We start from the raw sequence: 19,523 nt of genomic DNA on the forward strand, positions 1-19,523 counted from the left end.
AAACACCCGCGCTTGCCGCGGCGCAATGAATCCGACGCCCCGCTACCGCCGCTCAATACGGCACCAGGTATCCACGATCCACCCGACCACCGCGAGCACCAGCGCCGCGGCGGTGAGGATCCCCCAGGCCCGCGCACTCGCCCGGGTAAAGGAGGTGGAGCCCAGCGCACTCATGATCGCGAGCACTCCCCCGGCACCGGCCAGGAGTGCGCCGCTGCGCAGCCCCGCTGCCGCGCCTGCTGCCACCCGCAGCGCGGCCAGCCGCGAAAGGGATTCAGCACGCCCACGGCGTAGGCGCCGCACCCGCCAGCCGTACCAGAGCAGCACCGCGGCGATGAGGAGTAGTGGCAGCCCGGCGAAGGCGGGCACCGCGACCGGTTGCGCGGCGAGGAGGCGCCGCAGCGCTTCACCCGCTAAGGCACCGGCCGCGCCCCACCCCAGGAAGGCTCGTAGATTACGCACAGCGGCCGCCCGTATCGGGGCCGACGCCGCCGCCGGCACCCGCGTGCTCGCTTAGCCGGGCGCGTTCCAGTTTTGCGGTGGCATCCGGATCGATTTCTTGCCAGGGTTCCATCACGAATGCACGGCTATGGGCACGCGGGTGGGGCAAGGTGAGAAACGGGTTGGTGCTGCGCACTCCTTCCACCCATTCGATATCGAGGTCGAGGGTGCGGGCCCCCCAGTGGATGCGGCGCTGGCGCCCGGCCCTCGCCTCAATAGCGCGGAGGGCGGCCAGCACCTCAAGGGGAGCCAGCTCGGTGGTCAGGCGCAGTACCGCGTTGAGGTAATCGGGTTGCGGCTCCTGCCCGGGGGCAAGCACGGGCGCGGTGCTATGAAATGAGGAGACCGCGTCAATATGAACGGGGAGCGCGGCAATCTGGGTGAGGGCAGCACGCAATGTTTCTTCGCGTTCCCCCAGATTCGCGCCCATCCCGATCACCATCTCCCGCATGGTTCCCCCGCGCGCAATAGCTGCCAGGCGCCGCACGGTCACCCGAGCGTCCGCGAAGCGGCCCGGCACGGGGGCTTCGGGTTTGTGCACGGTAACTTCCACCGCCAGGGCCCCGCGCGCGAGGACCCGGCTGGCTACCCGCTCCCCCAGTGTTTCAAGCAAGCTCACGGGAGCACTTTCCCCGACCGTGCGGGCGTCCTCTGCCAGATCCGCGTAGGAGATGGTGGCCGCGAGGTCATCTGCGTGGCCTGCCGCGCTGGTGTCCACGAGGGCTGCGATGTCGAAAATAAAAGGGTGATCGGCTTCGCGTTCTTCCGCGTAGACGCCGTGCCGGGCGGATACTTCCACGCCGGTGATGCTCACGGTATCCAGGCAGCATCCGAGCATGGCGAGGGCATCGTGAATACGCGGGGGTAGTCCCATCATGACCGCGCGGCCTCCACAGCTCCCGCGTTTTCGGGGCGGGCCACTCCGGGTTGGGAGGTGGATACCAGTCCGCATTCGCGCAGTTTCGCCACGGTATCCACCGCGATCCGCGATGATGCGACGTCGTGGACCCGCACCGCCCACACGCCTTTTTCGGCGAAATAGGTGCTCAGTGCCGCGGTGGCGCCGTCTCGCCCGCTGGCAGGTAGGCCTTCCGGGGTTACTTCGGCGAGGAAGCGTTTGCGGGAAACTCCGATGAGGACCGGCATGCCGGCCCACAGGAATTCGTCAATATGGGCCGCCAAGCGCCAATCGTCGTCGCCCATTTTTGCGAAGCCGAAGCCCGGGTCGATGATGATCCGGGTGGGGGCAATTCCGGCGGCAACGGCGCCCGCCACGCGCTCAAGGACTTCCGTGCTGACTTCGCGGCCGATAGCGCGATAGCCGGCCAGGGAATTCATGGTTTGTGCGTCGCCGCGCCCGTGCTGGAGCACATAGTAGGCCCCGGATTCGGCCACGGTTTCCCACATGGAGCTGTCTGCGCGCCCGCCGGTCACGTCGTTGATAATGCGGGCGCCGGCCGCGCAGGCTCGCGCCGCGGTTTCGGCGTGGTAGGTATCGACCGAGATGGGGATATGCGCGGCTAGTTCGCGTACCACCGGCCCGATGCGCTCCCATTCTTCCGCGGGGCTGAGGAGGGTGGCTCCCGGGCGGGTGGATTCCCCGCCGATGTCGATGATATCTGCCCCGGCGGCGATGAGTTCATGGCCGTGGGCGATGGCGGTATCGACCGTGGCCCAGCGTCCGCCGTCGGAAAAAGAATCGGGGGTGACGTTGAGGATTCCCATGACGCGGGTGCGGGGTCCCCCCAGGAGTTCCGGATCGCGCAGCGGCGCGGGCGCCGGGGTATTCGCGGCCGTGTATGTGTTTGCGGTTGCTTCCGGTTGTGGTGTTGGCATTTTAGGCTCCCCGTTCGATGAGACTCATGGCTTCGGCGCGGGTGCTCGGTTTGCGTAGCATGCCGCGCACCGCCGAGGTGACGGTACGCGAACCGGAATTGCGCACCCCGCGCATGGTCATGCACATATGTTCGGCTTCCACCACTACGAGCACTCCGGCCGCGCCCAAACGGTCACGCAGCGCATTGGCAATCTGGGTGGTCAGGCGCTCTTGCACCTGGGGGCGGCGCGCGTAGCCTTCCACCAGTCGGGCCAGTTTGGATAGGCCGGTGACTTTCCCTTCCGCCCCGGGAATATAGACGATATGGGCCGCCCCGAAGAAGGGCAGCAGGTGGTGTTCGCACATGGAATAGAAGGTGATATCCCGTACCACCACCATTTCGTGGAAGTCCTCCGCGAATTGGGCGTCGAGCACCGCGTCGGGATCCTTGCCCACCCCGGAAAAAATTTCGGCGCAGGCGCGGGCTACCCGCGCGGGGGTATCCACCAGGCCGGGGCGGTCCGGGTCCTCACCGATAGCGCTGAGGAGTTCCCGCACGGCCCGCTCCACCCGCGCGGTATCGACCTGCTGCGCGGTATCGACCTGCCGCGCGCCGCGGCGCTGCGTGTCCACACCCTGGCAATCCACCTGGCCGCTTCCCGCTGATTCCACTGCGCTCATGCATCCGTCCTTTCCCCGCTCACGCCCCGTATTTTTCGCGCTCATAACCACGAAAGTTTAGGCATCCTCATTTTCCGCGCCGTGCCGGCCGCGCGGGCCGAGCGGCCCGGTGGCAGCATCGGGGAGTTCCGGGGCGGCAAGGCGCGAATCCGCTGCCGCTTCCGCCTCGGTTTTCCCTTCCGGGAGCGGGATGGGCGGGCGCTGCGAGACCGGGCGATCCGGGGCGGAAAGCCACACTTCCCGCTCCGGGGCTTTGACAACATCCTTGAAAATCTCCGCGAGTTCGTTTTCCAGCACGGTTTCCTTATCTAGGAGCACCGCGGCCAGGTGGTCGAGGATATCCCGGTTTTCGGTGATGATCGTCCACGCTTCGGTGAGAGCCTGGTCGAGGAGGGCCCGCACATTTTCATCCACGGTGGCAGCCAGAGAATCCGAGGTGCGCGAAGCCGCCCCGAAGCTCGCTTCTTCCTGGGCCGTGGGAGCCACCCGCACCGCCCCCACCGCGGTGGTCATCCCGTATTCGGTCACGATCTTGCGCGCGGTTTCGGTGGCTTTCTGGATGTCATTGGAGGCGCCGGTGGAGGGATCCCGGAAAATAATTTCTTCCGCGGCGCGCCCGCCCAGCGCGTAGGTGAGCTGGTCGAGGAGCTGGTTGCGGGTAACCGAATAGCGATCCTCGGTGGGCATAACCATCGTGTAACCCAGGGCCCGCCCGCGCGGCAAAATGGTCACCTTGGTGACCGGGTCGGTATAGCGCAGCGCCGCGGCCGCGAGCGCGTGCCCGCCCTCGTGATAGGCCGTCATGCGCCGATCCTCCGGGCTCATCACCCGGCTGGAGCGCTGCGGGCCAGCCATCACGCGATCCGAGGCTTCATCCACATCCGCATTGGTGATGACGTGGGCGTGGCGGCGCGCCGCCAAGAGCGCGGCTTCGTTGAGGATATTGGCCAGATCCGCGCCCGTGAAACCGGGGGTGCGCTTGGCGACCCCGGCCAGGTCTACGTCGTCCGCGAGCGGCTTACCGCGCGCGTGCACCCGCAAAATTGCTTCGCGCCCGCGAATATCGGGGGCATCTACCGCGACCTGCCGGTCGAAACGCCCGGGGCGCAGCAGCGCCGGGTCCAGCACGTCCGGGCGGTTGGTGGCGGCAATAAGAACCACCGCTTCGTCAGTGGAGAAGCCGTCCATTTCCACGAGGAGCTGGTTGAGGGTTTGTTCCTGTTCGCCGTGGCTGAGGGCGCCGCTGCTGCGCCCGCGGCCCACCGCGTCAATTTCGTCCACAAAAATAATGGCCGGGGCTTTTTTCTTCGCAGTTTTGAACAGCTCGCGCACGCGCGAAGCACCCATGCCTACGTAGAGTTCCACGAATTCCGAGGCGGCGATGGAGAAGAAGGGCACTTGTGCTTCCCCGGCGATGGCCTTGGCCAGCAGGGTTTTACCCGTTCCGGGCGGGCCGTAGAGGAGCACCCCGCGCGGGATGCGGGCCCCGAGGGCCTGGTAGCGGTCCGGGTTCTTGAGGAAGTCCACCACTTCCTTCACTTCTTCCACGGCTTCATCTTCCCCGGCCACGTCGGAGAAGCGCACTTCGGAGACTTCCCCGTCCGCATTGGCATCTTTCGCCCCGAAGCCGCGCCCCATCTGGCTGCGCATGAACCAGATGAACACCGCGAAGATGAGGATCATGGGCAGGAAGGTAAAGAGCATGGACACAAACACGTTCTGGGAGGGAACGATTGAGTTATGCCCGCGCTCCGGATTGGCCCGTTCCACCAGGGAGGTGATGTGCTGGCCCTGCGGGTCAGCGTATTGGAAGGTGACTTTCTTCCCGGCGTCGTGCTTATCGCCGTCACCATCCATGGTTTGCGTTGGCTCGGTCAGCCACAGGCGTACCCGGTTGGTGCCGTCTGTGATCTGCACGCGCTGTACGGTGGTGCCTTCCAACAGCGCGATACCTTCCGAGGTGGAGATATTGGACCACTGCATGGCCATGAATTGGTTGGTCCCGATAAAAGCAAGAAGCGCCGCGATGACGATGCCGGAGATAACGCGCCAGCGCCGCCGGCTGGTGCGTTCTTCTTCGCTGAGCTTGTGGCCGGAGCCGGAGCCGCGGGATTTCTTGTTCTTCCCGGCGCCACCTTCCGTACCGGTATCACTGCCCGAGTTGTCCGGCTGGGGCGGGTGGGCCCGGCGTGCCCGGCGCTTGCGCTCATACGCGCTGGGTTCGGCGCGATTCGCTTCGCTACCGCGAGCGTCACTACCGCGTGCCTCACCGCCGCGAGCGTCACTTCCGCCCGGCGCGGTGCCGCCCGGTTCCGTACCGCGAGGTTCTTGCTGTTCGTCCACTTATCCTCCGTAAACGTGCGGGGCCAGGGTGCCCACAAAAGGCAGATGCCGGAATTGTTCGGCATAGTCGAGTCCGTACCCCACCACGAACTCATCGGGAATATCAAAGCCTAGATAGTCAACCTGAACGTCAACTTTAGCCGCCTCGGGTTTTCGCAGAATAGCCGCGATCCGCACCGATTGCGCCCCGCGATCCAGCAGATTCTTCTTCAGCCACGCGAGGGTAAGGCCGGAATCGATAATATCTTCCACGATGAGGACGTGCCGGCCGGTCACATCAGCATCCAGGTCTTTCAAAATCCGCACCACGCCGGAGGATTTGGTACCCATCCCGTAGGAGGAGACCGCCATCCAATCCATATTCAGCGGAGAGTGGATTTTCCGCACCAGATCCGCCATGACCATGACGGCGCCCTTGAGCACGCCCACCACGAGCAGATCACCATCGTAATCGGCGTCAATCTGGCGCGCCATGTCCTCAAGCTTCGCTTGGATTTCCTCATTTGTGACGAGGATTTTTTCCAATTTATCACCCATATCGGTGTGGTCCATCACCATCTCCTTGAGCAGTTCCGCTGTGCATCTAAGCCTAACGCGCGAAGACGACAATATTATCGCGCCGAAGCGCTCGCGCCCCGGGCAGGTCGCAGTGGCGCACGCCGCCCGGCCCGGTCACCAGCGCGTCGAGGGCCTCGATATGCCCCGCGTTCACCTCCCCGCCACGCGCTCCGGCGCGCAGGGCAAGGGCACGCAGAATCCGGGTGCGTACGGCCGTGGGAAGTTCGCGCAGTGGCGCAATAGGTACGACGACGCCGCCAGCTGGCTCCCCCGCCTCTTTCACCACACCGTGTTCTTCCCAGGTGGCTAGCTCCCGGGCCGCCCAACTATCGAGCGCTTCGTTATCGCGGCGCAGCAGGTAGGCGGTGCGTGCCAGGGCTTCCACCGTGCCCGGCCCGAGCGCCTCTTTTAGGGCCGGCAGGGCGCGTGAGCGCAGCGCGGCGCGGGTGAGCGGGCCACCGCCCGCCGCCCGCCACGGGCCATCGGGCTCATTGGAAGGGTCCTCCACCCAGGCAATGCCCTCCTCTTGCAGCGCGGCGCGAAGCGCCGCGCGCCGCAGCCCCAGCAGCGGGCGTAACGCAGTGATCTCCGGGTGGCCTGGCAGCGGACCCGCTTCCGGCATACCCGCCAGGGAACGCGCTCCCGAACCCCGGCCCAGGCCCAGAAGCACGGTTTCGGCCTGGTCGTCCACGGTGTGGCCCAGCAGCACCGGACCGCAACTAGCTGCAAGCTCGCCTGCCCCGCCCGGCACCTCACTTGCGCCGCCAGCCGCTTTGCCTGCACCAGCCATCTCGGCCGCCGCGCCTGCCGCCTCGGCCAGCGCCGCGTACCGGGCCGCCCGCGCCTGCCCTTCCGGGCTCGATCCATCGCCAAGGTCCACACTGACCGTTGCGGCGTCGTCGTACCCCCACGAACGCAGGCGGGCCGCAACCTGCGCGGCTTCGCGCCCCGCCTCCGGGCGAATCCCGTGGTTCACGGTCACCGCGCGCAGCAGGTAGCCGTCACGGCGCGCCACGAAGAGCGCGATGCGGGCCAGCGCCAGGGAATCCGAGCCGCCGGATACCGCTACCGTCAGGCGGGTCCCCGGCCCGTAACCGCAGCTCTTCAGCAGTGCGCGCAGGCGGCGCCGCCCGGCCGCATACGCGGGATGGGGTCCGGCCATTACAGCTCCGCCACCGCGGTGAGGAAAGCATCCTCGGCGGCCCGCACATCCAACAACGAAACGTCGTGGTGGGAATCGGTGAGGATGGAGAAGGTCAGCAGCGCCCCCGAACGCGTGCGCAGCACCCCGCTGAGGGAAACCACATCGGCGAGCGTGCCTGTTTTCCCGCGGATCATCCCGGGCGCGGCGCCTTCGGTGAGGCGATCCGCGAGCGTGCCGTTGAGCGCAGCCACCGGCAGCCCCGCCCCCAGCGCCCCCACCGTGCCATCGCTCAGATTCACCGCGTCCTCCAGGATCGCGAGCTGGAACGCGCAGGTGAGCCGATTCGTTTCGGAAAGCCCGGAATTATCGGAAATGACCACGCCCTCCAGCGGGTAGCCAAGCTCCTCCAGGGCCGCGCGCGTGGCCCGCGCCGCCCCCGCGAAATCCGCACTTTCCCCGCGCTCGCGCGCCACCAGATGCCCGAGGGTTTCCGCCAGGGTGTTATCCGATTCGGTGAGCATGCGGTCCACCAGCTCGCGCACGCTCGCCGAATGCACCGTAGCAAGCGGGTGGGCCGCCGCTTCCTTGGGGGCCTGCCCCGCGCGCACCTCCGCCACTTCCACGCCGGCCCCGCGCAGCTGCTCAGCCAGCGCGTTCCCAGCGTCGAGTGCGGGCGTGGCGCTGTAGTGGTAGCCCACCGCCCCGCCGTTCACGGCAATCGGCGTGATGGGTGCCACATAATCGTGATTGACCGGGTCGAGGGTGGGCGCGTACTCCGGCCCCGCGAAAAGAGAGGTATCAACGACGACGCTCACCGGGCCACCCGGGTGCTCGCGCGCGTAGGTGGCGGCGGCCGCGGCCAATTCCGAGAGATCGCCGCGGGCAATGGTGCCCGGGACCTGGGTGGCGGCGGTATCGAGAGCTAGGAATACATCGCCCCCACCGATGAGGTGGATGGTGGAGCCGGAAGCGGCCACGCTGGTAGCGAAGCGGCGGTCAGGGCCCAGGGTTTCCAGGGCCACCCGGGCGGTCACCAGTTTCATATTGGAGGCCGGTACCCGCGGGGCTTTTGCGTCTTTGCTGGCCAGTACCCGCCCGGTGGCGGCCTCGCGAATTTCGTAGGATACCTGGCCCGTGGGGGCCAGGCGGGCGGCGAATTCCTGGCCGAGGGCGGCCACCTTGGCGGCGCTGGCATCCTCGAGTTCCGCGGGTTCGGGAGCGGCCGGAACGGTCACGGCCGGCACGGGGGTGGGATGCGGATACGGCGCGGCGGCATCGGCCCTAGGTCCCAGGGTGAGCAATCCGGGGGTAAGATCAAAGGCATCAGCGAATGCGTACCCGCCCGCAAGAAGGAGCACCAGGGACAAAGCGATCTGAGCTTTTCCTTTCACGGGCCTATTCTTGCACGGAACGCAGCTCGTATTCTTAGGTGTTCTTATGTGCCAGCCGTCAGCGAGGAGAGCTTCACATGATGGAATTCGATGTCACCATCGAAATCCCCAAGGGAAATCGAAATAAGTACGAAGTAGATCACGAAACCGGGCGGATTCGCCTGGACCGCATGCTTTTCACATCCACCCGGTACCCCGATGATTACGGATTTATTGATGACACCCTCGGTGAGGACGGCGACCCGCTGGACGCCCTGGTGCTCCTGGAAGAGCCCACGTTCCCGGGTTGTGTGATTCGGTGCCGCGCGCTGGGCATGTTCCGCATGCGTGATGAAAAGGGTGGCGACGATAAGGTGCTGTGCGTGCCGGCCTCGGATCAGCGGGCCTCCTGGCGTACCGAAATTGAGGATGTTTCGGAATTCCACCGCCTGGAAATCCAGCACTTCTTCGAGGTCTATAAGGATCTGGAACCGGGCAAGTCCGTGGAAGGCGCCCACTGGGTGGGCCGCGAAGCCGCGGAAGAGGAAATCCGGGCTTCCTTCCAGCGGGCCATTGACGAAGGTTATTACACCGCGCACGAGGCGCAGCCGCCCAGCCAGCACTAAGCGGGCGGCCGGCCAACAGTAGGCGGGTAGCCGGCACCGGGCAAGAGCCCCGGTAGCCGGCGCAGCCCAAGCGAAAACCACCGACACCCCGAGTAAAAGCACAAAAAGCGGGAGCTATGCAGATGATGCACAGCTCCCGCTTTTAGGTACCTTGCTGAGCTCACGCTAAACTCACACTGAGCTCACGCAGCGCAACCTAGTCAATAATTCGCACGTAGGTGGGGCTGCCCCAAATCGGGCCTTCGCGCGTGCCGCCTTCCGGATTGGTGGCCGCAATATGCATGCCGTTTCCAGTGTAAATTCCCACGTGCCCGGGCCACCACAGCAGGTCGCCGGGTTGGGCTTGGGAGGGGGAAATCTCGTAGCCGGCCGAACGCTGCGCCCCGGAGGTACGCGGCAGGGAATACCCGAAGTGCCCGTATACATAGCGGGTGAAACCGGAGCAATCCCAACCCGAGGGAGTATTGCCGCCCCACACATAGGGCACGCCCACGAATTGCCGCGCGAAGCTGACAATCGCCCAGCCGTCACCCGAAGGCGCCGGGGCCGGTTCGGGTTCCGGTTCAGGTTCGGGATCCGGGGCTGGCGCCGGTGCGGGCGCAGGTTCCGGATCAGGTTCCGGCGCGGGAGCAGGGGCAGGTGCCGGCGCGGGGGCGGGCTGAGCTTCAGCCTGGCGCCGAGCCGCTTCTTCCGCGGCCGCCTGGCGGGCCGCCGCTTCCCGAGCCGCTGCCTCACGGGCGGCCTGCTCCTGGGCTGCCGCTTCGGCCGCGATGCGCTGGCGTTCAGCTTCGGCCTGGGCGCGTGCCGCGGCTTCTTTCTGTTCTTGCTGGGCGCGTTCCAGTGCCGCCGTCGTACCCTTTTGCCGGGCGAGGGTTTCGAAAAGTTGGTCGCGTTGCGCTTCGATGGAGGCCAGTTGGCTATCCAATTGGGAGGCGGCCGAGCTGGCGTCCTTCGCGGCGCCCTCGGCGCGCGCGGCAATCGTGGCCTGCTCATTGGCCTTGCGATCCGCTTCACCCTGGAGGGTATCGGCAATATCGCGGGCGGCCTGGTAGCGCTGCAGCTTTTGGTCCGTGGCGTGGCCTGCGGTACGGAAAGCGCGCTGGCGGTCATCGGCATCGCGCAGGGATTGCGCCCCGAGCAGTGCGTTCGCAGCGGTGAGCGTGGTGGAAGAATCCCGGTACATCGCCGAGGAAATCGAGCCGAGTTCCCCGCGCGCCGCATCGGCTTCCGCCCGGGCACTATTGGCCACCACCTGGGCATCCATCGCGGTATTGACCGAATCTTCCAGGTTACGCTGGGCGCGCTGGGCTTCGGCAGCCTTGAGCACCACATCGGTACGCGCCGCTTCGGCCTGGGAGGCGAGCCCGGCCAGCGAAGCTTCAATCTGCCCGATGCTTTGGGCTGTTTGCTTTTCCGCGGCCCGCGAGCGATCAATATCGCGATCAACGTTATCCGCGCGGGCGCCGGGTAGCACTGAGAGAGCGAGGGCGCAGGCGGCCAGCACAGCCGTTAGGCGCCGAGAACGATTCTCCACACGACCTCCAGAGGGCGGGCTTTCCCGCGCCCCGGACGGGTGCGCGCAGACTGAGCCCACAATTCGATATAAACACTAAGAACATACCTCACACCAGTCCAAAACGAAACATCTGCCCCAAAATTTCACAGGTGTAATTCTGTTCTTTTTCGTCACATCACTCACCTGTATTTATCAGAAACCACAATCGTCACACGTCCAGAGCCGAAATTGCCACACGTCCAGAACCGCACCTGTCACGAAACCGCGATGGAGGCCGGCCCGGGTGCTCACGCGCCTGCGCAGGGTTGCGAGCCCCCGAAGGGCATACAAGCACGACGGCGCAGCTCCGCCACCGCACACTCAACCAAGAATGTGATTCACGTCGTGAACTTGACGAATACCGCCCCCACCTGCCTATGCTTGCATCATGTTCGTCATGCGAATGCCCAACTAGCGCACGTTCCGCGGCCCAGCCGCCCTAACGTGCGCTATCAGCCCTGCTGATTTTGGAAAAGAACACCAAGTAGAAAAATAAGCGGGCTGGTCAGAGCGCATTCGCCGCATCGCACAATTCCATTCCTCATATGTCACACCTCTGGTTTATCCAGAATGGATATTGCTGCGCCTGAGAAAAAGAATATTTTCCTAGGTTTATGCCGGGGCGTTATCTGCCGCCCGCTCCCCATCACATTTTTGAAGGAGAGCACCATGTCAGAAAATCAGAATTCCCAGCACACCGCAGCCACCCCGGAGGCTTTGCACTTCGATACCCTTCAGGTGCATGCCGGCCAGGTCCTCGATTCCGATCACGGCGCCCGGGCGCTGCCGATTTTCCAGACCACGTCCTATGTATTCAAGGATAATGAGCAGGCGCGCGGGCGTTTCGCGCTCACCGATCCGGGCATGATTTACACTCGCATCACCAACCCCACCCAGGGCGCTATCGAAGAACGTATTTCCGCGCTGTACGGCGGCACGGGAGGGCTGCTCCTCGCTTCCGGTTCGGCTGCTATTTTCTACGCGGTCACGAATGTGGCGCAGGCCGGGGATAATATTGTGTCCTCCGATTCGCTCTACGGCGGGACCTACAACCAGTTCAAGCACGTGCTCAAGAACTTCGGTATCGAGGCTCGTTTCGTGGAGAATCCTGCGGATCCGGCCAATTGGGAAGCCCTGATTGATGAGAACACCAAGGCTCTCTACGGGGAAACGATCCCGAACCCGAAGCAGGATATTCTCGATATTGAGGCGCTGGCCAAGCTCGCCCATTCCCACGATATTCCGCTCATTGTGGATAATACGATCGGCACTCCCGCCAATGTGAATCCCTTTGATTTCGGGGCGGACGTGGTGGTGGATTCGGCCACCAAGTTCCTGGGCGGGCACGGCACCTCCATTGCCGGTTCCGTGGTGGAACGCGCGGGCTTCAACTGGAAGAACGGCAAGTTCCCCGGTTTCCACGAGGTGGACGAGTCCTACCACGGCATCGTCTGGGGTGATCTTCCCGGAGCTCCTTTCACAACCCGTATCCGCGCCACCTTGCTGCGTGATACCGGCGCCGCGATTTCTCCCTTCAATGCCTTCCTTATCGGGCTGGGCCTGGAGACCCTTTCCCTGCGTATCGACCGCCATCTTTCCAATACCCGCGCGGTGGCGGAATTCCTGGCCGAGCACCCCGGGATTGACTCGGTGAACTGGGCTGGTCTGCCGGGTAATCCCTACCACGAGCTGGCCGCCAAGTATGCCCCGAAGGGTCCCGGTTCGGTGTTCACGGTGGAAGTTGCCGGCGGATTTGAGAAGGCCGCGGCTTTCGTGGAGTCCCTCCATCTCTTCTCCAATCTCGCGAATATTGGGGATGCGAAGTCGCTGGTGGTGCACCCGGCTTCGACCACGCATTCGCAGCTGACCGAGGAAGAGCTGGCGGCCAATGGTATTAGCCCGGCCACCGTGCGCCTCTCCATCGGTATCGAAGATCCGCGCGATCTTATTGCCGATATTCGCCAGGGCCTCGAGTCCATCGCCTAGAGCCAGAAGATCAAGGATTATCATGACGCCCAGCCCCCAGTTCCTCGTGGGACACGCTCCCCTAGACCCGGTCACCGATGCCGAACCTATCGGTGATTTCGATACCGGCTACACCCCCGCCCCTCGCCTCACCGAGCGCCCTACCGGCGCCTGGCTGGAGGGGGATGACCCGGGTGAGCGCCGCTTCGCGGATCTTGGCCCCCTGGAACTGGAGCTGGGCGGCCGCCTGCCGCAGGTTCGGCTCGCCTACGAAACGTGGGGGCAGCTCAATGCGGACCGCTCCAATGCGGTGCTGCTGTGCCACGCGCTCACCGGGGATTCCCATGCCGCGGCGCGCGATGGGAAGAGCGGCTGGTGGAAAGATATTGTGGGCCCGGGCCTGGCCATTGATACCGAGCGGTATTACGTGGTGTGCCCGAATGTGTTGGGTGGCTGCCAGGGAAGTACCGGTCCGGCTTCCCCGGCTCCCGATGGCCAGCCCTGGGGCCCGCGTTTCCCGGAAATTACCATGCGGGATATGGCCGCCGCGGAGGCCCGGCTCGCCGATCTGCTCGGGGTGGAGCGCTGGGCCCTGGTGGCGGGCGCCTCCTTCGGCGGCTGCCGCACCATGGAATGGGCAGCGTCTTTCCCGGAGCGGGTGGGTGCTTTTGCGGTGCTCGTGGCGGGCCCGGCCAGCACCGCGGAACATATTGCGTACGCTCATCTACAAAATCTGGCGATTCGCTTGGATCCGCGCTGGCGCGGCGGGCATTATTACGATGCCGCGCCCGATGAGAGCGGGGTGAGCGGCCCGGATGCCGGGCTCGGCCTGGCTCGTGAAATAGCGCATTTAACTTATCGCTGCGCCCCGGAGCTAGCGGCGCGTTTCGGACGTACCCCGCAGGAGGGCGAAGACCCACTACGCGGGGGCCGTTACGCGGTCCAATCTTATTTGGATTATCACGGCGCGAAATTAGTGGCGCGTTTCGATGCGAATTCCTACCTGACAATCAGCCAGGCATTTATTACTCATGATATTGGGCGCGGGCGGGGCGGCACCGCGCAGGTCGTGGCGGGGCTGCAGCAGCCGGCGCTCGTCGTCGCCGTTGATTCGGATCGGCTTTTTTATCCGCAGCATATGGCGGACTTGGCCGCGGCTTTGCCCGGGGCGCACCCGCTCCAGACCGTGCATTCCGCGCACGGCCACGATGGTTTCCTTATCGAAAATAATGAGGTGTCCGCGATTATTGCGGATTTCCTCGCCGAGGTCGCACCGGCGGAAATCGCGCCGCTTGCAACCGCCCGGGAGGGCGCTACCCTTTAACCACCGCGCCGCCCGTTACTCGGCCCGTTACTCGCCGAATTGCGACCAGTCTTCGCCGAGCACGGTGCCGCGCGCGTCGATCATCACGTGCCCGGCTTTGCCGCCCGCGTGCAACCACCCGGTGTAGATGAGGTCCTCGGGCGCAGGGCAGGTGCCTTCGCATTCGGGCAGTTCGGCGGCCGCGGCTTTCACTCGCACGAATACTTCCGCGCTTTCCAGCTGCTCAGGCGTCAATCCGATCTGCGCGCCGCGGTCGCGCACGAGGGCGGTAGCGCGGGTGAAGAGCGCGGCGTCGAGCTGGGTGTAGTCGAAGGTGGGGATGCGTTCGAAGCGGAAGGGCTGCGAGGCCGCGAATCCGTAGGGCGTGGTATCGCGCGGCAGCGCCCAGGAGTAGGTGACCGCGGCGTTATTGCCTTCGCCCACGGGAACGTCAATTTCGAGGCGGCGTTCGCGCACGAGGGCCCGGAACGCTTGCGTGGTCCCGGCTTCTTTTTCAATATCGACGACGGCGACACTCAGGTCTTCAGCCCCACCCGCGAAATAGGAGCGCAGTGGGCCGCCGCCCCAGTCTTTGATTTGGGTGGTGACGATGCGGACGGCTTGTGGCGGGTTGAGGAGGGTGGGCAGCAGAGTGCCACCAAGAAATAATGCGATGCACGTGAGCGTGGCGGTGAGGGGACGGAGTGAGTGGTCGTGCGCGGCAGCGGTGTGTAGGTAGCGGTAGCGTAAATAAATAATGCCAACCAGCACGGTGAGGGCACCGGTCACGATGAGGCTGATGTAGAGGGTGCCGTGCCAGTCGTTCATCCAGAGCAGGGGGAGGGCGCCGAGGATGAGCCCGAAGCCGAGCGCGGGGAGCAGCCGGGTGGCTGTTTCCCGCAAACTGGGCTGGCTTTGGGTTGTGGGCACGGGCGGCTCCTCCCTATGCGATGGGCTGTTAGGGGGATTCTACAGAACTCCCCCACCCAAAATAACCAATAATTTTATATAACGAAAACCCAAATCGAGAATCTATTTCGCTATTTACATATTGGGACACATTTCCCTTGAAGCCCCTCTGCCCGTAAAATCCTAAATGGGGAAAGATTCTAGCTCTCCCCACCGCGCAACGGAGCGCACGCTACCCATCTGGGCAAACTGGCTTCATTGGGTGGTAACAACCGAGACGGAGGTTCCATCATGAAACGGAAAACAACAACCCCCAACCGCTCATGAAGTCCCCCGAATCTCGGCGATCATTCTCGGCCCTGTTCATTGCGGCCTTATTGAGCGTCATCGCGGTTTTTTCACTGGCTTCCATAGGTGTTGAGCTCCCCTATCGGAACAAGGTGGCTCAGACAAGTGGTCCTATCTACGCGACGAGCGAAGACAAAGCCACTTTCGCTTACCGAATCGATAATACTTTTGTCGATTCTCAACTCGTAAGTGTCCTGTATCTTGAACCTTTACGGCCAGATAATCCCCCACCTCCTGGACTCAGTGCTTGGCCAGCAGCGGGGAGCGCGGCGGTCACCCGCACCGCTCTCTGCTACCGCGAAGCCATTGAACAGCAATTTGGTCCCATCGCGACTGTTATTGATGACCGCGTAGCTCTTGATGATGATCTATTGGTTTACGCACGCCCGGCGAATGCCGGTGATTTTCTAGAACAAGCTCGGATGGAGTCCCGCGTATATTTCGCTTCAGGATTCGCAGCGGGCAAAGATAATCCAGACACCATGCCTATCGGTAGCGTGCTGTACGAGCGTTGGGCCGAGCACCTTTTACCTCTGGTGCTAGCTGTCATCGTTCTCCCTGTTTTTCTTTACATATTGACCTGTCGTAAGAATTTTCAAAGCAACATCGCGCAGGAGCAATTCATTCTGCAATGCGTGGGAGCGCAGCGCAGTCATCTCATTCGGCACGCCAGTAGGCGGGTCATTCCCCCAGTATTACTCGGTGGCCTCGCGAGCAGCGCCGTGGTTGCCGTTCTCATCAGTGGGGTTATTCGCCTGCCTTTCACCGGATTCCGCTTCCACCCGCAGGCATTTCTCCCCCAGTTAGGCTGGATCATCCTCGCCCTACTATGTGCGCTCTCGGCACTCGTGCTGTTTTTCGCCTGGCCCCGCCTCACACTTTCGATGCGACCAGCACGGCAAAAAAGAAAGCATCCTCGGCTTGGCCTAGCTCTCTTCACTATCGGGATTCTCTTGGCAGCAGGATTCCAGTGGTATATCCGATGGGTTCCCTTGGAAATCGCTTCTGCCGCCATCCCTATAGGAATTGTTCTAGTTCTACTCGGCCTACCAGCAACTTTCACACTGCTTACCCGTGCCGCGGCAAGCCTCGCCACCAGATCCCGCCGGGATCACCTCACTGATCTCACCACCCGCTGGGTTATGCGCCATCCCGAGGTAGCTTCCCGCTCCGGCACCCTCGCGGGCTGTTCCCTCATTATCGGAACCCTATTAATCGCCTGCTTCAACGCGGTCGCGGATACCGATAACGAGATGCCGCCACTTCCTGAGAACCTCAGTGCAGTTGATTCCTCTCTTGTGTGCCGCCCCAATACTCCGGGCTGCCTCGAAAATTCCGCCGCTCAGATTCACGCGGCCCGCCCTGACGCAGCCATTATCGCCGCTGGCCACGGAATCGGAGTGGTCCCGCTGGAAACCGGGCGGGTTACTCCAGAGAATCTAGAGCTGGTGCTTTCTGATTACCTGGCGCCGCTATACGGAGCTCCACAGCCAAACCTCCCTGAGAACCTAGACCGCGGCTGGCTCGTCACCCTCGTCGAATCCGATGACCCAGATTCTGGAGAAAAACTCCTCAGCCAGATTCACAGCTTGGATCTGGGCACCCCGATCCCCGCGCTATCCACACCACTGGGTGAAAATACCCGCGCCCTGGCGCAGATCTACCGCCAACATTCCACCTGGCTCAGTCTCTTTACCACCTTTGCTTTCATCTGCGGGCTGCTGGTGGTGTGGCTGAATTTCTCCCGCGAAGCCGAAGCCCGGGCGCGCGACGCCGCCGCTATCACGGCACTCACCGGGCAAACCCGCACGGTTGCCCGTATCCTCGCCCGGCGCACCCTCGCCACCAATATCGTGACCGGGATCGCGGCCCTCGCGGTCGGCACCTTCCTGGCACGCCAATTCTTACTGCCCGGAACCGGATTTATCCCCTGGGAGTTCATCCTCACCATCGCCGCGATTTACGGCTGTTTCATCGCCGCGCAATCCATTCTTGTGTATCGCCGGCTAACCGCACGGGCCCGCGCGTGGCGCCCGGGAAAGGATCACCATGAGTATTCTGCACTGTGACAACCTGGTCTGCGGCTACACCCACCCGCTGTTCAGCCCGATCACGTTCACCCTCAACGGCGGGGACACCCTCACCGTCATGGGCCGCTCGGGCGTGGGGAAAACAACCCTCCTCACCACGATTCTGGGGATGCACAAACCCATCTCCGGCACCATCGAGCTAACCGACACCAATATTCACCGCCTCCCCTTCAACCGCCTCGCGCGCCTGCGTTCCACAACCATCGGCACCGTTTTCCAGCACGGCGAACTCATGGCCGGATACACCGCCCTCGATAACGTGATGCTTCCGCGCCTGCTGTGGAACCGTCATGATGGCGACGTCGCCACCGAGGCCAGCGAGCTCCTCGGCACCCTAGGTGTCCTCCCCCAAACGATGGCTGAAAACCTCTCCGGCGGGGAACGCCAGCGGGTAGCGCTGGCCCGGGCGCTCATTAATCACCCGCGCCTGCTGGTGGCTGATGAACCGACCGGAGCGCTGGATACCGAGCTGCGCGATGAAGTCCTCAGCCTCATCCTCGATACCGTGCGCGAACGCGATTGCGCCCTGCTGCTCGTCACCCACGACCCGAGCATCGCCGCCCGCACCGACCGCACCCTCATCCTCCAGCCGATCCTCCCGCCGAACGCCGAGCTAAAGAACGCACGTACTACCGCTGCCGCGGGGTAATCGGGCGTGATAGGTTGTCCCTGAGAACACCGGGGTTCTCATCACTTTCCTCGAGATTGCGAAGAATCATGAAACTCAACCGTGTTCTTGCGATTATTATCCTCATCGGAATCGCGATTGTTATCGGTACAATTCTCTACGCCTCCCAGCTTTACTGGCCCAAGGTTGCCGATGAATATCCCTCAACACGCTCCGATCTGATCGCCCTGGTTTTCTTCGGAGGATTCCTCCTGCTTCCGCTGCTCGCCTCGGCGCTGTGGGCGACGATGCCACAAACATCCACGGCAAAGAAAGCACTCGGCGCAATCGGATGTATGATTCTTGGAATCTCGGGCTTCGTGATTTTCCGGTGGGGGCCGGAATGGATGGATACGCTGCGCGGCTATACCGATTTCCCGGTGTTCTACCGTAGCGTCAATACAATCCCGGAAACAGCTATTGCCCTAGCCCCATTTCTCCTGGTCACGCTGGTGACCGCGATCCTGACCTTGCGAAAGACCCGAAGAACACCACGCGGGCGGTAAAATCGAGGAAAAGCCGAAAGGATGAACGTGACTCGAGCCGCCGCACCCCACCACCCCGCGCTCGCGTGGGAACCCGATCTCCTCGGCGCCGGTTACGAACGCCTCACCCTTCCTCTTCCCGACGACGACGAAGGTGCCGTCATCGCCACCCTTATCCGCGCACTGCCACCCGCGGGCGCGCCTACCCCGAGCTTCGCTTTCCTCGCCATTCACGGCTGGAATGACATGTTCTACCAGTGGGCCCTTGCCGAAGCGGTCACAGCTGCCGGCGGAGCTTTCTACGCAATCGACCTGCGTAAATATGGCCGCTCCTGGGATCCGCAGCGGCAAAGCTACGGCTACACGGATAGCATGCGGGTGTATTTTGCCGATATTGATGCGGCCCTGGCCGCCATGCGAACCGACCTCCCCGCGCGCTTCGGCCCTGCCGCAGCCCAACTCCCTACTATCCTGTACGGGCATTCCACCGGCGGCCTCACCGCCACCCTCTACGCCGGCTCGCGCCGCGGGAAAGATCTGGCTGGCCTGGTGCTTAATTCACCGTGGTTGGATTTGCAGGTGGGTGCGGCCGGGAGCGCCGTCGTCGTACCTGTGGCGGAACTGGCGGCGCGTACCGCACCGAAAAAACCGCTGCCCGTACACGACCCGGGCTTTTACGGGATGGTGCTCGACGCGTGGCGCCCGGAAGGAATGACGCGGGTGCCCGGGGCACCGGAAGGCACCAGCGATCCGTTTTGGACCACCGGGTGGACGCCGGCCTGGGATATGCGCCCGGATCCCGCGCCGATTCGCGGCGGCTGGCTGCACGCGGTTATCCGGGCGCAGCGGTACGTGGCGCGGAATGTGCGGCTGCGGCTGCCGGTGCTCATGCTCACCGCTGCGCGCAGCATCGTGGCCACCGCGTGGAGCGAGGAACTGCGCGGGGCCGATACGGTTTTGGACGTTGAGCAGATGTGGGCGCGGGCCGCGGAAATTGCCAGCGATGTGCATATCCTGAAATTGGATCATGCCGTGCATGACGTACTGCTCTCCCGCGCGCCGGTGCGCGAAGCCGGATTCGCGGAGATTCGGGAGTTTTGCCAGCGGCAGGTGCGGCGGGAGCAGCGGGCGCGCTAAAGGCAGCATATGAAAAGGGGAGGCT

General features: G+C 63.9%; 17 protein-coding genes. 7 read left to right on the top strand and 10 right to left on the bottom strand.

Going from position 1 to position 19,523, the window contains the following annotated elements; genetic code table 11:
- Nucleotides 1–42: 42 nt before the first annotated feature.
- The 8 genes from ACRQDJ_RS04435 to dacB are packed head-to-tail and all read right to left on the bottom strand — an operon-like array spanning nt 43 to nt 8,434.
- Nucleotides 43–462: a DUF3180 family protein gene (locus tag ACRQDJ_RS04435; RefSeq protein ID WP_087069941.1), complete on the bottom strand. Its 420-nt coding sequence runs from the start codon at nt 460–462 to the stop codon at nt 43–45.
- Nucleotides 455–1,378 (bottom strand): 2-amino-4-hydroxy-6-hydroxymethyldihydropteridine diphosphokinase, encoded by a 924-nt coding sequence (gene folK / locus ACRQDJ_RS04440; protein WP_284904257.1) that lies wholly within the window; start codon nt 1,376–1,378, stop codon nt 455–457. Before folK ends, ACRQDJ_RS04435 begins: the two co-directional genes overlap by 8 nt.
- Nucleotides 1,375–2,337 carry a dihydropteroate synthase gene (gene folP, locus ACRQDJ_RS04445; protein WP_284904259.1) on the bottom strand — a complete coding sequence of 321 codons (963 nt, stop codon included), beginning with the start codon at nt 2,335–2,337 and terminating at the stop codon, nt 1,375–1,377. The genes folK and folP overlap by 4 nt, the downstream gene beginning before the upstream one ends.
- Nucleotide 2,338: 1 nt before the next feature.
- Nucleotides 2,339–2,998 (bottom strand): GTP cyclohydrolase I FolE, encoded by a 660-nt coding sequence (gene folE / locus ACRQDJ_RS04450; protein ID WP_284904260.1) that lies wholly within the window; start codon nt 2,996–2,998, stop codon nt 2,339–2,341.
- 57 nt (nt 2,999–3,055) lie between these two features.
- Nucleotides 3,056–5,341, bottom strand: coding sequence for an ATP-dependent zinc metalloprotease FtsH (ftsH, locus tag ACRQDJ_RS04455; RefSeq protein ID WP_284904263.1), 2,286 nt, complete (start codon nt 5,339–5,341; stop codon nt 3,056–3,058).
- A complete protein-coding gene (gene hpt, locus ACRQDJ_RS04460) occupies nt 5,342–5,893 on the bottom strand; it encodes a hypoxanthine phosphoribosyltransferase (RefSeq protein WP_016441812.1) in 552 nt (183 codons plus the stop codon).
- Between the two features lie 37 nt (nt 5,894–5,930).
- Complete coding sequence (gene tilS, locus ACRQDJ_RS04465; RefSeq protein ID WP_435717822.1) at nt 5,931–7,061, bottom strand: tRNA lysidine(34) synthetase TilS; 1,131 nt, start codon at nt 7,059–7,061, stop codon at nt 5,931–5,933.
- Entirely contained in the window at nt 7,061–8,434 is a 1,374-nt protein-coding gene (gene dacB / locus ACRQDJ_RS04470; RefSeq protein WP_435717823.1) for a D-alanyl-D-alanine carboxypeptidase/D-alanyl-D-alanine endopeptidase, read from the bottom strand. The genes tilS and dacB overlap by 1 nt, the downstream gene beginning before the upstream one ends.
- 80 nt (nt 8,435–8,514) lie before the next feature.
- Between dacB and ACRQDJ_RS04475 the strand changes: the two genes are divergently transcribed.
- Nucleotides 8,515–9,039 (top strand): inorganic diphosphatase, encoded by a 525-nt coding sequence (locus ACRQDJ_RS04475; protein WP_026428653.1) that lies wholly within the window; start codon nt 8,515–8,517, stop codon nt 9,037–9,039.
- Nucleotides 9,040–9,235: 196 nt separating this feature from the next.
- Here the strand turns inward: ACRQDJ_RS04475 and ACRQDJ_RS04480 are convergent, their stop codons facing one another.
- Nucleotides 9,236–10,573, bottom strand: a complete 1,338-nt coding sequence (locus ACRQDJ_RS04480; protein WP_435717824.1) for a C40 family peptidase — start codon at nt 10,571–10,573, stop codon at nt 9,236–9,238.
- Between the two features lie 690 nt (nt 10,574–11,263).
- Between ACRQDJ_RS04480 and ACRQDJ_RS04485 the strand changes: the two genes are divergently transcribed.
- Nucleotides 11,264–12,580, top strand: coding sequence for an O-acetylhomoserine aminocarboxypropyltransferase/cysteine synthase family protein (locus tag ACRQDJ_RS04485; protein WP_435717826.1), 1,317 nt, complete (start codon nt 11,264–11,266; stop codon nt 12,578–12,580).
- A gap of 22 nt (nt 12,581–12,602) precedes the next feature.
- Nucleotides 12,603–13,883, top strand: a complete 1,281-nt coding sequence (gene metX / locus ACRQDJ_RS04490) for a homoserine O-acetyltransferase MetX (protein ID WP_435717827.1) — start codon at nt 12,603–12,605, stop codon at nt 13,881–13,883.
- A gap of 27 nt (nt 13,884–13,910) precedes the next feature.
- Here metX and ACRQDJ_RS04495 read toward each other — a convergent pair whose 3' ends face one another.
- Nucleotides 13,911–14,792: a hypothetical protein gene (locus ACRQDJ_RS04495; protein ID WP_435717828.1), complete on the bottom strand. Its 882-nt coding sequence runs from the start codon at nt 14,790–14,792 to the stop codon at nt 13,911–13,913.
- Nucleotides 14,793–16,261: 1,469 nt separating this feature from the next.
- On the opposite strand from ACRQDJ_RS04495, the gene ACRQDJ_RS04500 reads away from it, so the two are divergent.
- The 4 genes from ACRQDJ_RS04500 (at nt 16,262) to ACRQDJ_RS04515 (ending at nt 19,498) form a co-directional block, all read left to right on the top strand.
- On the top strand, nt 16,262–17,188 hold the full coding sequence (locus ACRQDJ_RS04500; RefSeq protein WP_435717829.1) for a hypothetical protein: 927 nt from the start codon (nt 16,262–16,264) through the stop codon (nt 17,186–17,188).
- Nucleotides 17,169–17,858, top strand: coding sequence for an ABC transporter ATP-binding protein (locus tag ACRQDJ_RS04505; protein ID WP_435717830.1), 690 nt, complete (start codon nt 17,169–17,171; stop codon nt 17,856–17,858). The genes ACRQDJ_RS04500 and ACRQDJ_RS04505 overlap by 20 nt, the downstream gene beginning before the upstream one ends.
- A 68-nt stretch (nt 17,859–17,926) precedes the next feature.
- The gene (locus ACRQDJ_RS04510; RefSeq protein ID WP_274735688.1) at nt 17,927–18,382 is read left to right on the top strand and encodes a hypothetical protein; all 456 of its coding nucleotides are present in this window, start codon (nt 17,927–17,929) and stop codon (nt 18,380–18,382) included.
- Between the two features lie 21 nt (nt 18,383–18,403).
- Nucleotides 18,404–19,498, top strand: coding sequence for an alpha/beta fold hydrolase (locus tag ACRQDJ_RS04515; RefSeq protein ID WP_435717831.1), 1,095 nt, complete (start codon nt 18,404–18,406; stop codon nt 19,496–19,498).
- Nucleotides 19,499–19,523 lie beyond the last annotated feature (25 nt).

Source organism: Actinotignum urematis, assembly GCF_051264595.1.
Lineage (GTDB): Bacteria > Actinomycetota > Actinomycetes > Actinomycetales > Actinomycetaceae > Actinotignum > Actinotignum timonense_A.